Here is a 13,211-nt window from a genome sequence, read left to right on the forward strand (position 1 = left end):
TTTCAGTCCGACTGAGTCCGAACGTGTTCTTGCACAGAGACGGAGCGGTAGCGGATATGAAGATTTATCTCGCCAATCCCCGTGGGTTCTGCGCCGGCGTCGACCGGGCGATCGACATCGTCGACCTCTCGCTCAAGAAGTACGGAGCGCCCATTTACGTGCGGCATGAAATCGTGCACAGCCGCCACGTGGTCAATTCGCTCCGGCAAAAAGGGGCGGTGTTCGTGGAGGAACTGAGCGAAGTGCCGGAAGGGTCGGTGGTGATTTTCAGCGCTCACGGCGTGGCCAAGGAAGTGTGGAAGGAAGCCAACAGCCGCCGGCTCAAGGTGATCGATGCGACGTGCCCCTTGGTGATCAAAGTGCACAACGAAGTGAACCGGGATTATGCCCAGGGCTACGAGTTGATTCTGATCGGCCACGCTGGCCATCCCGAGGTCATCGGAACGCTCGGTCAGATTCCGGATAAGTTTCATCTGGTCTCGTCGGTGAAAGACGTCGAGAAGCTTCAAGTCGAAAACGCGAACCATCTTTCCTACGTCACACAGACCACCCTGAGCGTAGACGAATGCCGGGATATCGTTGAGGCGCTGCATCGTCGATTCCCCAACATCAAAGGACCGCATCAGGAGGACATCTGCTACGCCACGCAAAATCGGCAGAACGCCGTCAAGGAATTAGCCAAGTTGGTGGACGTGATTCTGGTCATCGGGTCACCCAACAGTTCGAATTCCAATCGGTTGCGCGAATTGGGCGAGCACTGCGGGATTCCTTCCTATCTGATCGACTCGGCGGACGACATCAATCCGGAATGGCTCAAAGACGCCAAGGCGGTCGGCATTACCGCTGGCGCCTCCGCGCCGGAAGTATTGGTGACCGAAGTCGTGGCTTATTTAAAGAGCTACGGACCGGCCGAGGTCGAAGACTTGACGGTGATCGAAGAGGACGTCGAGTTTCTCCTGCCCAAGGAACTGGTGAGTGTCCAATCAATCTCCCGACGCTCAAACGGCGGTTGACTGATTCGAATTTCCTGCCGCCGCCTCAATCGGCCACTACAAATAGTAGCCGACTTTCTCTCTCCCCACCCCATACGGTATTTCTGCTTTGATTTCCGCTGTTGGCTGTGCTACAAGGGCCGCAACTCGCGACTGGCCAGGGGAAAACAGCTGGGAGGTTTTCCAGATGTACCTGAAATCGCTGGAGATGATCGGGTTCAAATCGTTTGCCGAAGCCAAGATTCAATTTCCCAGCGGAATCACCGCCGTTGTCGGTCCCAATGGGGCTGGCAAGAGCAATGTGGTCGACGCCATCCTGTGGGTGTTGGGCGAGCAGAGCACCAAGACGCTTCGGAGCGAGCGGATGGAGGATGTGATTTTCAACGGGACCGAGCTTCGGAAGCCGCTCGGAATGGCAGAGGTGTCGCTGGTTATCGGTGGGGTTGACAACCTCGCGCCGGAAGTGGTCGCCGGCTTGCCGGGTCCGCTTCATGAGTATCAGGAATTGATGATCACGAGGCGGCTCTATCGGAACGGCGAGAGCGAGTATTTGATCAACAAGACGCCCTGTCGTCTCAAGGACATTCGGAGTCTGTTGCTGGACACCCGCGCCGGGTCGAAAGGGCATACGGTGATTGAACAGGGTCGGATCGAGCAGATCTTGAACGCGTCGCCGCAGGATCGGCGCGAATTGATCGAGGAAACGGCGGGCATCGTCCGTTACAAGAAACAGAGGGCCGAGGCGCTCCGCAAACTCGAAACGACCCAGCAGAACCTGCTGCGGGTGCAAGATATCATCGCAGAGGTAAAAAAACAGCTCACTTCCCTAGAGCGGCAGGCGAGACAGGCGCGGTCATATCAAGCGCTCCAGCAAGAAGCGCGGTCGTTGGAAATACGACTCCTTGCCGACGAATATCGGAGTCTGCGAGACGGCTTGAACAGGATCGAGGCGGAAGCCGGCGAGCTGGAAGCCAGGGAGTCAGCGCAGGCGGCTGAGCAGGCCCGGCTCAGCGCCGAGTTGGAGATGATCAAGCTCAACCTGTTGGAAAGCGGGGAGATAATCAATCGTGTCCGGGAGGAGTTGGGGCAGGCGGAACAACGACAGGCCCAGGCGTCGGCAGCGGCGGAGGTGGAACGGAACCGAATCGCGCTGTACGACCAGCAGCAAGCCCAGGCCGCCCAAGAAAGGCAGCGGCTGGCCGAGGAGCAACGCCGTACTGCGGCGGAGGCGGAGCGGCTGCGCCTCGTGTTGTCCGAGTGCGATGCGGAAATAGCTGAGCGGACGGGCCGGCTGGCGGAGTTGGAAGCCGCCATGCGGCAGGCGTCAGAACGGCGGGCGACGGTCGAAACGGAAGAAGAGCGGTTACGCCAGGATATTTTGCAATTGACGGTCCGTGTGACCGGCGGGGAACATGCGCTGACGCAATTGGCGGAGCGGGAACGCGAGAGCGTCCAACGTGCGGAAGGGTTAGCGGGCGAGCGGGTGGAGATTGATCGCGAACGGGCGGCGTTGCTGGAGAACATTCGAGCGCTGCAGGTTCAAGGGCGTGAGAATGAGGACCGGCGGCTGGAAGTCCAACGCGCCCGCCGGGAAGCCCTCAAGGAAGCCGAGCGAGTGGCGACGGAGCTCTCGGAGGCGGAACAACTTCTCAGCCAGCGGCTGGAGGAATTGGCGGCGACTGATTCCCGATTGCGGACTTTGGAAAGCATCGTCCGGGAAGAGATGGGCTATGGACGACAAGGGGAAGAGGGAACCGCCCTCAGAGCTTGCGACGGCATACGCGAGGCAATCGCCGAATGGCTGGCGGTGCCCCTAGGATTGGATCGCGCGATCGAGGCAGTGCTGGGCGAACGGGTGCGGGGTTGGCTCGTCGACCAGCCGTCCGTGGCGTGCCGGGCCGTGGAGTTTCTTCGCCAAAAAGACCTCGGGCGAGGCGCGTTTATTCCGCGGCAACCGCGTTGGTCGGCCGATCGGGTTCATGTCTGGTGGTCCGCTTTGGCGGAGGAGCCGGGTGTGATCGGGCGGGCGCTCGACCTTGTCCAAACGCCGGCCGAGTCTGCTGCTATTTGCGCCTGCCTGCTCGACGGTGTGGTCATCGTCGACACGCTGGAGACGGCGATCCGGGTATGGGAACGCCACCGATGGGCCGCCCCCGACGGGCCGACGTTGGTCACCTTGACCGGAGAGATCATGGATGCGGCGGGTGTGATCACGGGTGGAGGAGCTGGCTCGGATACAGGCCTGTTGCAGCGCCGGCGGGAAGTCCAGCAACTCGCGGCCCGGCGCGAAGAATTGGTCGGTGCGATCGAAACGATCCGCCGGCGTCGAGAGGATCTCGCCATGCACCTGGCGGCGTTGCGGGACGAGGAGCAGCGCCTGACTGATGCGTTGCGCGAGGCGGATATACTGGCGCTCTCGCTGGTCAAGGACGAAGCCGGTTTGCGACAACGGGTTGCCGAACTCATGCGGCGCACCGAAGGGATCGCGGCCGAGCTGCAGCGCGGGCACGAGGAATGGCAACGCATCGAGGCCGCGATCCGGTCGACGCGCGAACGGCTGGCGTGTGATGTCCGAGACAAGGAGGAACAGGAGGCGGAACTGGCTAGACTGAAAGCGAGGATCGAGGCCATCGATGAAGAGAGCCGGGCGTTGCAACAGGAGTTGACCGACGCGCGTTTGGCGGTGGAAGGATTGCGCGTGCGCCGAGCCCATGCGGAAGCCGAGTTGGCCCGACTGGTCGATCGGCAGGAGGCGTCGACCGTTCGCTGGTCGGAGCTCGATCAACAGGTCTCGGCATTGGAGGTGGCGCGGCAACAGAGCCAGCGGGAGTGCGAACGGCAGGACGCGTTGTGTCTGGAACTGGGACGAACCGTGGACCGGATCAAGGCCGAATTGATCGCGACGCAAGAACGTCAGACCGAGGAAATGGGAACGGCCCAGCGCCTCGAACACGCTTTGGCCGAAGTCCGGCAGGCGTTTGCATCCATTCGGGAGTTACGGATGACGGCAGAGGTCCGGCGCGCCGAATTGAAAACGCAGCTTGCAGCCGTGGAGAGCACGTTGAACGGCACCTATCAAGTCGCACCTGCATCGGTGCTCGAACGCCGGGAAGCAGCGGGCGACGAAGCCGACTCCGCTCCCATAGCGGGCGAAGCTCGCGAACCGACGGCGGAAGAACTGCGGCAGCAATTGCAGGAAATCCGCGATCGACTGGATCGGATGGGGCCCATCAATCTTGCCGCCATCGAGGAGCATCGGGAGTTAGAAGAGCGCTATCGCTTCCTTACGGAACAGGAGCAAGATCTGTCCCATTCCATCACCTCGCTCAAGGAGATCATCCACCGGATCAATCGCACGACGAAAGAAATGTTCTTGACCACCTTCAACGAGTTGCAGGAGAAGTTCAGCGAAGTCTTCGCGCAGTTTTTCCCCGGGGGCCGAGCCGAGTTGGTACTGGTGAACGACGCGTCGCCGGAAGGGACCGAGCCGGGGACGAGTCAGGAGCCGGGCGTGGACATCGTCGCGCAGCCGCCGGGGAAACGACTCAAGAGCATCACGATGCTGTCGGGCGGCGAGAAGACGTTGACGGCCATGGCGCTGCTGTTCGCGAGTTTTCTCATCCGGCCGACCCCGTTCTGCATTCTGGACGAGATCGACGCACCGTTGGACGAGGAAAACATCGGCCGCTTCACGGCGGTGCTGGAGGAATTGGCTCGGACCGCCCAGTTCATTGTGATCACGCACAATAAGCGCACGATGTCGGTGGCCGATTCGCTCTTCGGCGTGACCATGGAAGAGCCGGGGGTCTCCAAGTTGGTCTCCGTCCGCCTCGCTGATCTGCAGCCGGCCTGAATGTTGTCCGCCAAGAAGCCGAAAAAGACCAGTAGTTCTGGACGGTTCTGCGCTCCTTTGCTTGACTTCGCCGATGTTGTTTGTTATAAGCCGCTCGATGAGCGGGCACGTGGATTGTCTGGCTTCTTCTGCCGCTGCTTGGTAGGTTGATCCTGTAGTTCGCTTTCTTCCTGCCATCTCCGTCGTTCCAGGGACAGTAGTATGAAGCTGATTCGGGCACTGCTCAATCGCCTCTCTGACAGCTTGTTCGCCGCCGTACCGGTGCGACTCAAGATGGCGGGCGATCGTGCCAGGGGGCCGGCGCTCCGGCTGGTGTCCGATAAATCCGGTGCGACGTCGTCGGCCGATGCGGCGCCGCGCCGCACGCCGGGGCAGGCATTCAGCCAACTTGACTCCATCGACGAAGCGATCCGTCGCAGTCAGGCCTGGTTCCTCGCCCGCCAGCACGCCGCCGACGGTTTCTGGGTGGCGGAGCTCGAAGCCGACACCACGCTTACTTCGGAATACATCATGTTGCGGCGCTTCCTGGGCCTCGTGGACCTGGAGCGCGAACGCAAGGCCGTCCGGTATTTGAAATCCGCCCAACTGCCCGACGGCGGCTGGCCGATTTACTACGGCGGCCCGGCTGACATCAGCGCCTCCGTCAAGGCCTACTTTGCGCTGAAGTTATGCGGCGTGCCCGCCGACGACCCGTGTCTGGTCCGTGCGCGGGCATGCATTCTCGCGCTCGGTGGCGTCGTCGCCGCCAATGTGTTCACGAAGATCGCGCTCGCGCTCTTCGATCAATACGACTGGCGGGGCATCCCGAGCATGCCGCCGGAGATCATGCTGCTCCCCAAACGGTTCTACTTCAGCGTCTACGCGATTTCCTATTGGTCCCGTGCCGTGTTGATTCCACTGCTGATCGTGTTCGCGCACCGGCCGATCTGCCGGATTCCGGCGGAGCAGAGCATCGACGAGTTGTACACGACGCCGCGCCGTCTCGTCGACTATCGGGACGTCCCCCCGTTCAAAAAAGATGCGGCCTGGTTCACCTGGCGGAACGTTTTCATCACACTGGACGCCGTGCTGAAGCTGTACGATCGTGTGCCGATCACGTGGCTGCGGCAGAAGGCGTTACGCAAGGCGGCCGACTGGATGGTAACCCATATGCAGGGCAGCGGCGGACTCGGCGCGATCTACCCCGCCATGGCCAACTCCGTCGTGGCGCTGCGCTGCCTGGGACGTGACGTGGACGATCCTCTGGTGGTCAAGGCCCTGCGGGAAATTGAAGAGCTCGAAGTCTACGACACCGTGAGTGAGAACGGAGAGCGGGTCGAGGCGATGCACCTGCAACCATGTTTCTCACCGGTGTGGGATACGGCGCTGTTGCTGAACGCCTTGGTCGAGGCGGGGCTGCCGCAGGACCATCCGTCGTTGCAGAAGGCCGCTCTGTGGCTCATGGCTCGCCAGACCAGGACGGTAGGGGATTGGAAAGTGTCCTCGCCTCAGGCCGAGCCAGGCGGATGGTATTTTCAGTTCGAGAACGAGTTGTACCCCGACGTGGATGATTCCGCCGTGGTGATCATGGCCCTCTCCAAGCTGCGCATGGCGGACGAAACGAGGCAGAGAGAATCGATTCGTCGCGGATACCGGTGGGTCATGGCCATGCAGGGATCCGACGGAGGATGGGGGGCCTACGACAAGGACAACAATCGCATCGTATTCAATTACATTCCGTTCGCCGATCACCGGGCGCTGCTCGATCCTAGCACGGCGGACCTGGCGGGCCGCTGCCTGGAAATGCTGGGCACGCTCGGCTACGACAAGAGTCATCCGGCCGTGGCGCCGGCCTTGGAATTTTTAAAGCGAGAACAGGAACCGGACGGCAGTTGGTACGGCCGATGGGGCGTCAACTATATCTATGGCACGTGGTCCGTGCTGGCCGGTTTGCGGGCGATCGGGGAAGATCTCACGGCACCGTACGTCCGCCGCGCGGTGGCCTGGGTGGAATCGAAGCAGAACCCGGACGGCGGGTGGGGCGAATCCTGCCTTTCCTACGCCGATCCGGCGTACAGCGGAAAGGGCGACAGCACGCCGTCGCAGACCGCCTGGGCATTGATGGCGTTGATAGCCGCCGGCGCAACGGATTCGTTCAGCGTGGTGCGGGGGATCAATTATCTCATTCGGCAGCAGCGTAAAGACGGTTCATGGGAAGAGATCCGCCACACGGGCACCGGATTCCCTCGCGTGTTTTATCTCCGTTATCACTGGTATTGCCAGTATTTCCCGTTGTGGGCCCTTGCCATGTATCGCAACATCAGGACACGTGGTCGAACGAGAGCCGACGAATTGCGCCAACGCGCTCGCGAGACAGGACGCTTTCGGTTCGACTAGTCCGGATCCCCGGGAGGCCGATTGAAGCAGGTCGGCGTGTTCGTCGCAACCCGGTGGGAATTCAACGCGGTTCGGGAGGCTGTCGCCGTTGACAAGCAGGAGCGAACGGGAACTTTCCGCGGAATCGTGGGGCGGCAAGGTCATGTTCAGATACGACTCATCCAAACAGGCATGGGAATCGAAAGGGCCGGCGCCGTCAGTCGGGAAGCGCTGGCGGCGTATTCCTTCGAGTTGGTCGTCTCGACCGGATTCGCTTGCGCCTTGTCCTCCGCGTGCGTCGGTGATCTGTTGATCGGAACCGACGTGATCTTGTACGGTGAAGCCCCTGCTTCTTCTCTCTCCTCCCTTTCTCTCGCCTGTTCGATCGACTACGCAGATGCGGCCGTGCGAGCGGCTCAGAAGGCCGTGCCGGCGCCCCGCTGCGGGCGGTTCGTCACCGTGCCGCGCGTATTGTGGCGCGCTGCGCAGAAGCGGGAGGTCGCGGCGGCGACTGGCGGTATCGCGGCGGACATGGAAAGCGCGGCGATCGCCAGGTCGGCTCACGAGCGTCGGGTGCCGTTCATCATTGTTCGCGCCGCCTCCGATCTTGCAGAGGAGGATCTTCCGCTCGACTTCAATCTCTTTCTGCAGCCGGCCGGTTGGCTTCGCGGCCTCGCGCGAATCGTGACGCATCCGTCCACTCTTGTGGGCTGTCATCGGCTTCGGATGCAAAGCCTCGAGGCGGCCGCACGGCTGACCGCCTTCTACGGGACGTTCTTCGATGCGCTTCAGGAATAGCCGAGCTGGGTCGGAACAGGGGCATGTCCGATGATCGTGCGAGCGATCGCGAAGATCGGGCGGACCGCGCTCTTCATCGTACAGGAGATGGGTCGGATGCTGCTCTTTGCCCTTGCTTCATTCGCGTGGCTTGCGCGACCGCCGTTCCGCCTGTTTCAAATCGTCAAGCAACTCCACTTCATCGGGTACAAGTCCACGTTCGTGGTGGTGCTCACGGCGGCCTTTACCGGCATGGTGTTGGGCTTGCAAGGCTACTACACGCTCCGCAAGTTCGGATCGGAAGCCTTGTTGGGTTCGGCCGTCGCATTGAGTATGATCCGGGAATTGGGGCCTGTGCTGGCGTCCCTCATGGTGACGGCGCGGGCCGGATCCGCCATGACCGCCGAGATCGGGATCATGCGTATCACCGAACAAATCGATGCCCTGGACACGATGGCCGTCAATCCGCTGCAGTATCTGATCGCACCGAAACTGGTGGCGGGGCTTATCGGGGTGCCGCTGCTTGTGGCCATCTTCGATGTGATAGGGATCTACGGCGGCTATCTGGTCGGAGTCGAACTGCTGGGGGTGAACGAAGGATCGTACTGGAGTTCGATCGAGTCGGCGGTGGAATGGAAAGACGTCTACGGCGGCATCTTGAAATCGATCAGCTTCGGGCTGATCGTCAGTTGGGTCTGCTGTTATAAAGGGTTTTATACGAGGATGAGCGCCGAAGGGCTTGGCACAGCCACCACTGAGGCCGTGGTCCTGTCGTCTGTGCTGATTCTGGTTTGGGATTACTTCCTGACGTCGGTGCTGCTATAAGCGAGCTAACAGCAGACGCGAGCGGCAAATAGTCGGGGTTTCAAGATCTCCCGCGGTTGGCTAGCTCTGGGCTATTCGCTGTCCATGATTACATGATTAAACTCATCGGGGTTGAAAAGACACTCGGTGGCCAACCGGTCCTGCGGGGCGTCGATCTGGAGATCCCCAAGGGGAAACTGACGACGATTATCGGACGGAGCGGCGAGGGGAAAAGCGTTCTGCTCAAGCACATGATCGGCCTGCTCCAACCTGATCGTGGCGAGGTCTGGGTCGACGGCGTGGACATCTCGCGGTTGCGCGGGAAGGCGCTTAACGAAGTGCGCAAGCGATTTGCCATGCTATTCCAGGGCGCGGCGCTCTTTGATTCCTTGACGGTGTTCGAAAACGTCGCGTTTCCGCTTCGGGAAAAACTGCGGCTGAAAGACCCGGAGGTGACCCGCCGGGTCAATGAAAAGTTGGAGCAGGTCGGTCTGGCCGGCATGGGGCACAAGTATCCGGCCGAATTGAGCGGCGGGATGAAAAAACGGGCGGGCCTGGCGAGGGCCTTGGTGATGGAGCCGGAGATTATCCTGTTCGACGAACCGACGACAGGGCTCGATCCGCTCATGGCCAAGCAGATTCACGACTTGATCATCGGGATGCAACGGACTTTCGGGTTTACGGCGGTGATGGTCAGCCATGAGATTCCCGAGATCTTCGGCATTTCTGACTGGGTGGCCATGTTGAAAGAGGGGAGGATCGCGGCCATGGCGCCCGCAGCCGAGTTTCAGCGAATCGAGGACCCGGCGGTTCGGGAATTTATTTCGGTCGGAGGGATGATGCCGTTACCCGTGAATCGGTGAACGCGAATCGTCTTTTGCCGCTGCAGGCGGCCTGCCTGTCGCGATTCACGAAGAACGAGCCACGAGGCTAGGACATGGAAAAGGCCAAGCTGGAGCTGGTGGTCGGCGTGTTCGTCTTGATCGGCATTGTGTGCCTGGGGTATCTCTCGATCAAACTGGGCAAATTGGAGGTCATCGGCGGGCGGAACTATACGGTCTTCGCCGAATTCACCTCCGTTTCTGGTTTGAAGAGCGGCGCGTCGGTCGAAATCGCCGGCGTCGAGGTGGGGCGAGTGAAAGAGATCACGCTCAAGGACGACCGGGCGTTGGTGGCCCTTGCGATCGACGAGGGGATCAGGCTCTACACCGATACGATCGCGTCGATCAAGACACGCGGCATCATTGGGGAGAAATTCATGGCGCTGTCCCCCGGCGGCGGCGGCGACCCGCTCAAACCGGGAGAGACGATCCGGGACACCGAGTCCGGACTCGACTTGGAGGAATTGGTCAGCCAATTCGTGCACGGCAACGTGAAATAACGGGGGCAAGCGATGGAGCGGAGACGGAATGGATGGCGTCCGAAGACACGGGGTGGGGTGAAGGGGACGATTGGCTGGCCTGCGATTCTCTTGATTGCCGCGTCGGCCGCCTTGATCGGCTTGATGAGGGGCGGTCAGCCGTCGTGGGCCAGCGGCGGTGCCACCGACGCCGTGAAAAGTACAATCGACGAAGTGCTGCGCATTCTCCGCGACAAGGATCTCAAAAAACCGGAACGGGCTGAAGAGCGGAGACGCCTGCTCGAGAAAGTCATCGGCGCTCGATTCAATTATGAAGAGATGTCGAAACGGGCGCTGGGTGCGCCATGGAATCAGCTCAACGAGCAGGAGCGGGAGGAATTCGTGCAGCTCTTCAGGATCCTGCTCACCAATTCGTATGCCGACAAGATTGAAAGCTATTCTGGGGAGCCGGTGCAATACGTGAACGAGCGCACCGAGAAAGACTTCGCCGAAGTCCGGACGAAGATCGTGTCCGGTAAAGCGGAGATTCCGCTGGATTACCGGTTGCTGAACAAAAACGGCGAGTGGCGCGTGTACGACGTGGTCATCGACGGCGTCAGCCTGGTCAATAATTATCGCGGTCAGTTCACCAAAATCATCCGTTCGTCTTCCTATGCCGACCTCGTCGAGCAACTTCGCAAGAAATCCGACAAGATCAAGGCTCCCTAAAGCCGCTGCACTCGCTCCATGCCTCCGATGCATCGACTCCTCGTTGTGGTCCTGCTCGTGCTCGGAGGCGCTGTCTCCCTCTTCGCGCCGCAGTCGGCCGTTGCGGAGACCCAGTATTTTCCAATCCCCTCCGTGTCCACCACCAGAAACGACGGGAACGACGCCGGCCTGATCGTGCCGATTCTCGTGACCGAACCTGACGGCGAGCTGAAGTATCTCGTGGCGCCAATGGTGATCCGCAACTCGATCGTCGGCGTTCGGGGCGCGCTCAATATCTTTCGCTACGAACCGGGCGGGCGGGAGATGCGGTTTATCGCCTCATTCACGGAACAGATCGAGCGGAAGCTGCTGTTCAGTTATACAGACCCGGCCTTCAGCCATGGGCGGTACGCGCTCAGCTACGGAGGAACCTTTTTCAAGAATGCGACCGCGCGATTTTGGGGAATTGGGCAAACGACAGTCGAAGGCGACGAAACGAACTACACGGCGCGGGAGGGTCGGGCCTGGTGGAAGTTCGGTCTTCACGCCAATGAGGTGACTCAGATCGCTGTCGGCCAACGGTTCAGAGACGTAAGTCTTCAACGTGGCGCGACCGATCTGCCGTTCACCGTGGATCGCTTTCCGGCCGTCCACGGTGTCCGCGGCGCGACGATTTTGGGGCATCGGGTCACCTTTCATTACGACACGCGCGACAGTTTGGTCACCCCGACCGATGGCATGCAAGTGACCGCCTATGCCGAACTGAACCAGAATCTTCGCAACGGCGACCATCCCGTGTTCTCCAGGTACGAAATCGAAGTCAAAAAGCTGTTTCCTAGCGAATCCAAGCGGGCGATCCTGGTTGTGCGCGCGGACCTGCAGGCGACGCTGGGCGGCGAAGTGCCGTTCTTCGAGCAGAGTTCGCTGGGCGGGCAGAACAACCTGCGAGGGTTCGGGATGGATCGATTTATCGACAAACATCTGGTGGCGGTCAGCGTCGAAGAACGCATCCACGTGATGCGGACCAAGCTGTTCGGCGTCACCGCGGACTTCGAGGTCGCGCCGTTCCTTGATACGGGCCAAGTGTTCGAAAACTTTAAGGACGTCAGCTTCAAGGACTATCGGATGACCCCGGGAATCGGCTTCCGCGGATTGGTGCGGCCCAATGTGGTCGGCCGCGTCGACTACGGCTACAGCCGCGAAGGAGGAGCGGTGTTCGCCGGATTGGATTTCCCTTACTGACGGTCTATCGGTGGCGCGCGCAATGCCCGGACAAGTCCGTTGGCCATTCCTCCTTGTTCTGCTGGCTTGTTCCGTCTGTTCGGGACAGGCCGCCGCGCGGGCGGAAGGCTTCGGGCCGCTGCCGGTCCGAAATTTTCAGCCGATCCAGCTACTCTTCCTGGGCATGCCGGGCGACCGTGCCGAGGTGCTCAAGAAAGGTCGGCTGGATGTGCGGATCGAGCTGGCCGAAACCAGCACCATTTTCAACGAACGTATGGCGTCAGCGCGCGCGGTTATGAAGTTCGAGCAACTCCGATCCGGCGTGTTCTTGCGCTACGGTCTGACAGACCAATTGGAAATCGGCGTGGAAGTGCCGGGGCTTTACCGCTATCGCGGGTTCTTGGAAGGCGTCATCACGGCGACCGAGCGGGCGACCACCGGCTTGAGTCCGGCACGGGCGGCCTTGCGGGATAGCGGCTTTGCGTACGATCTGACGGTCAGGGGGCAGAGCCGCTTTTCAGGAACAGACGGCGACCTCGGACTGGGCGACACGATCCTGCTCGGCAAATACCAATTTCTCTCGCAGAGGGCGTTGCTCCCGGCCGTCTCGTTGCGGTTGGCGGTCAAGACGCCCACGGGGGGCGAAGGCAAATTCTTCGGCAGTGGACATCCCGACGTGGGGATCGGGCTGGCTGCGGAAAAGACGATGGCAGGGCGATGGATCTTCTACGGCAACGTCAACGGCGTCTTTCCGACCGGTCGGGCCGGCGGCTTCGCGCTGCGACCGTTCATGTCGGCGATCGCGGCGGTGGAATATCTGTGGTCGAAGGACCTCTCGCTCACCGCCCAGTTCGATTATTATTCCACGCCGTTTCACGGGACCGGCCTCAAACCACTGGACCGCGGAGTCACCGAGTCGGCGGTCGGTTTCACTTACCGGCTCAGGCCGAATGTGCTCTGGCAGGTCTACGGCGTGGAAAATTTGGATTTCATTCGGGACAGCGCAGCGGATTTTACGCTTTCGACCGTGGTCACCTATCGATTCGATCGAGAGCGGTAGAGTGTGCTCTGCGCGGCAGGTCATGGGCGAATTGCTTGACACGAACGGAAATCTGTGTGAGACTGAGCGCCGGTCGCCCGAGATCCCGAAGAATTTACTGCT

Annotated in this window: 10 protein-coding genes; all 10 read left to right on the plus strand. The window is 60.9% G+C overall.

All coding sequences use genetic code 11. The features are described from left to right. The first annotated feature begins 56 nt into the window (after positions 1 to 56). The 10 genes from ispH (at position 57) to ACWHTU_RS03625 (ending at position 13,109) form a co-directional block, all read left to right on the plus strand. Positions 57 to 1,013 carry a 4-hydroxy-3-methylbut-2-enyl diphosphate reductase gene (ispH, locus tag ACWHTU_RS03580; RefSeq protein ID WP_447861711.1) on the plus strand — a complete coding sequence of 319 codons (957 nt, stop codon included), beginning with the start codon at positions 57 to 59 and terminating at the stop codon, positions 1,011 to 1,013. A 166-nt stretch (positions 1,014 to 1,179) separates the two neighbouring features. After that, entirely contained in the window at positions 1,180 to 4,845 is a 3,666-nt protein-coding gene (smc, locus tag ACWHTU_RS03585) for a chromosome segregation protein SMC (protein WP_447861712.1), read from the plus strand. A 201-nt stretch (positions 4,846 to 5,046) separates the two neighbouring features. Then, positions 5,047 to 7,221: a squalene--hopene cyclase gene (gene shc, locus ACWHTU_RS03590; RefSeq protein ID WP_447861714.1), complete on the plus strand. Its 2,175-nt coding sequence runs from the start codon at positions 5,047 to 5,049 to the stop codon at positions 7,219 to 7,221. 21 nt (positions 7,222 to 7,242) lie between these two features. Beyond that, positions 7,243 to 7,998, plus strand: coding sequence for a 5'-methylthioadenosine/S-adenosylhomocysteine nucleosidase family protein (locus ACWHTU_RS03595; protein ID WP_447861716.1), 756 nt, complete (start codon positions 7,243 to 7,245; stop codon positions 7,996 to 7,998). 30 nt (positions 7,999 to 8,028) lie between these two features. After that, positions 8,029 to 8,802, plus strand: coding sequence for an MlaE family ABC transporter permease (locus ACWHTU_RS03600; RefSeq protein ID WP_447861717.1), 774 nt, complete (start codon positions 8,029 to 8,031; stop codon positions 8,800 to 8,802). Positions 8,803 to 8,894: 92 nt separating this feature from the next. Further along, positions 8,895 to 9,644, plus strand: coding sequence for an ABC transporter ATP-binding protein (locus ACWHTU_RS03605; RefSeq protein WP_447861718.1), 750 nt, complete (start codon positions 8,895 to 8,897; stop codon positions 9,642 to 9,644). A 74-nt stretch (positions 9,645 to 9,718) separates the two neighbouring features. Then, positions 9,719 to 10,162 (plus strand): outer membrane lipid asymmetry maintenance protein MlaD, encoded by a 444-nt coding sequence (gene mlaD / locus ACWHTU_RS03610; protein WP_447861719.1) that lies wholly within the window; start codon positions 9,719 to 9,721, stop codon positions 10,160 to 10,162. 12 nt (positions 10,163 to 10,174) lie between these two features. Then, positions 10,175 to 10,849 (plus strand): MlaC/ttg2D family ABC transporter substrate-binding protein, encoded by a 675-nt coding sequence (locus ACWHTU_RS03615; protein WP_447861721.1) that lies wholly within the window; start codon positions 10,175 to 10,177, stop codon positions 10,847 to 10,849. Between the two features lie 27 nt (positions 10,850 to 10,876). After that, positions 10,877 to 12,070, plus strand: coding sequence for a BamA/TamA family outer membrane protein (locus ACWHTU_RS03620; protein ID WP_447861723.1), 1,194 nt, complete (start codon positions 10,877 to 10,879; stop codon positions 12,068 to 12,070). Positions 12,071 to 12,092: 22 nt separating this feature from the next. Further along, positions 12,093 to 13,109, plus strand: coding sequence for a DUF3187 family protein (locus tag ACWHTU_RS03625; protein ID WP_447861725.1), 1,017 nt, complete (start codon positions 12,093 to 12,095; stop codon positions 13,107 to 13,109). Positions 13,110 to 13,211: the final 102 nt, after the last annotated feature.

It is taken from the genome of Nitrospira calida (genome assembly GCF_976986435.1).

Coding starts and splice junctions, on each gene's coding strand:
- ACWHTU_RS03620 (WP_447861723.1), top strand. CDS start 10,877: ATGCATCGACTCCTCGTTGTGGTCCTGCTCGTGCTCGGAGGCGCTGTC.
- ACWHTU_RS03615 (WP_447861721.1), top strand. CDS start 10,175: ATGGAGCGGAGACGGAATGGATGGCGTCCGAAGACACGGGGTGGGGTG.
- ACWHTU_RS03605 (WP_447861718.1), top strand. CDS start 8,895: ATGATTAAACTCATCGGGGTTGAAAAGACACTCGGTGGCCAACCGGTC.
- ispH (WP_447861711.1), top strand. CDS start 57: ATGAAGATTTATCTCGCCAATCCCCGTGGGTTCTGCGCCGGCGTCGAC.
- ACWHTU_RS03600 (WP_447861717.1), top strand. CDS start 8,029: ATGATCGTGCGAGCGATCGCGAAGATCGGGCGGACCGCGCTCTTCATC.
- smc (WP_447861712.1), top strand. CDS start 1,180: ATGTACCTGAAATCGCTGGAGATGATCGGGTTCAAATCGTTTGCCGAA.
- ACWHTU_RS03625 (WP_447861725.1), top strand. CDS start 12,093: ATGCCCGGACAAGTCCGTTGGCCATTCCTCCTTGTTCTGCTGGCTTGT.
- mlaD (WP_447861719.1), top strand. CDS start 9,719: ATGGAAAAGGCCAAGCTGGAGCTGGTGGTCGGCGTGTTCGTCTTGATC.
- shc (WP_447861714.1), top strand. CDS start 5,047: ATGAAGCTGATTCGGGCACTGCTCAATCGCCTCTCTGACAGCTTGTTC.